The organism is Amycolatopsis ponsaeliensis (genome assembly GCF_030182635.1).
Taxonomy (GTDB): Bacteria; Actinomycetota; Actinomycetes; order Mycobacteriales; family Pseudonocardiaceae; genus Amycolatopsis; species Amycolatopsis ponsaeliensis.
The window spans coordinates 1-1319 of the sequence record NZ_JAPZLD010000118.1 but is presented as its reverse complement, the minus strand read 5'-3'; the positions used below and the strand labels follow the sequence as shown (position 1 = coordinate 1319).

Here is a 1319-nt window from a genome sequence, read left to right as displayed (position 1 = left end):
CTGTGCCATGTTTCAGGACATCGTGAACAGGTATGTCTCACGACATCGTGGACAGTTTCGGGTTGATGAGACGTTGGTAGCGTACCGACCGGTCTAGCGTCAGCTGGCGGGCGACCGTGTCGCCGATCATCACGGTGACACGATCGCCTTGCCAGTAGACGGTGGCGCTCCGGCCGGCCCAGCACCGCCCGAGGACGATGGAACAGCCGGTGAAAGCGATCACGCCGGTGGCCGAGACGGGGCGGGACGTGACGCCGCTGGGTTGGCGAGGACCGGTGGCGGGGACGGCTTTGGCGCGGGCGTCGTAGCGTTGCTGGGGTGTCTGGCCGCCCAGACTTTGGTGACGGCGGTTGTTGTAGAAGGTCCGGTATTCGTCGAGAAGGTGCTGCAGGGCAGCGAGGTTCTCAGCGGGTGGCCGGGCGGCGAGCCATTTCTGCAGGGTCTGGTGGACGCGTTCGTTCTTGCCGCAGGTCTGCGGGTGGTGCGGGGTGGAGGCGATGCTGGTGACGCCGAGTTCGGCGAGGCGGCGTTCCAGTTCGACCATCCAGCCGCGGTGTTTGCCGGTGAAGGCCAGCCCGTTGTCGGACAGCAGGTTGACGGGCACGCCGTAGCCGGCGAAGGCCTGCTGCAGCGCGGCCCAGGTGCCGGCGGTGGTTTCGCCGGCTGCGGCGTAGGAGCCGACGTCGAGGCGGGAGTGGTCGTCGAGGATCTGGATGATGCAGACCGTGGTGCCGTCGGCGAGGTAGTGTTCCATGCCGTCGATCTGCCAGCAGCCGTTGGGGTCGGCGTATTCGAACCGTCGCCGGGTGCGGGGTTTCTTGCGGGGTTGCGGGATGATCTGGCCGTGGGCGCGCAGGATCCGGTAGACCGAGGACGGGGACGGCACGGGAGTGATTCCGCTGTCTTCGAGGCGCCAGCCGATGGAGATCGGGCCGTTGTCGAGGCCTTCGTCGTCCAGTTCCTTGCGGGCCCGCAGCACCGCCTCGGCCACCGAGGCGGCCAGGGCGGCCGGGTGGTGGTGCGGGGCGGTGCTGCGGCGGGTGAACCCGTCGGTGCCCTCGGTGCGGAACCGGGTCAGGTACTTGTGGAACACGCCCCGGGACATGCCGTGTTCGCGGCAGAACCGTGCAATGTTGATCTTCTCGCCCGCGGCGGCCTGCGCGACCGCGGCGACGAACTCAGGATCCATCGAAAACCCTGCTCTGCCCATCGCCGCATGATCACCACAAAAGCCCTGGTCATCACACTGACAGGCCGGTCAGTGTTCACGATGTCCTGAAACATCAACTGTTCACGATGTCCTGAACTCAAGCACAGGG

The 1319-nt window shown here is 66.6% G+C and carries 1 protein-coding gene; it reads right to left on the bottom strand.

Annotated features, from left to right (window positions below; all coding sequences use genetic code 11):
- Positions 1 to 37: 37 nt before the first annotated feature.
- Positions 38 to 1189, bottom strand: coding sequence for an integrase core domain-containing protein (locus QQ657_RS56470; protein WP_284750744.1), 1152 nt, complete (start codon positions 1187 to 1189; stop codon positions 38 to 40).
- Between the last annotated feature and the right edge of the window lie 130 nt (positions 1190 to 1319).

Coding starts and splice junctions, on each gene's coding strand:
- QQ657_RS56470 (WP_284750744.1), bottom strand. CDS start 1,189: ATGGATCCTGAGTTCGTCGCCGCGGTCGCGCAGGCCGCCGCGGGCGAG.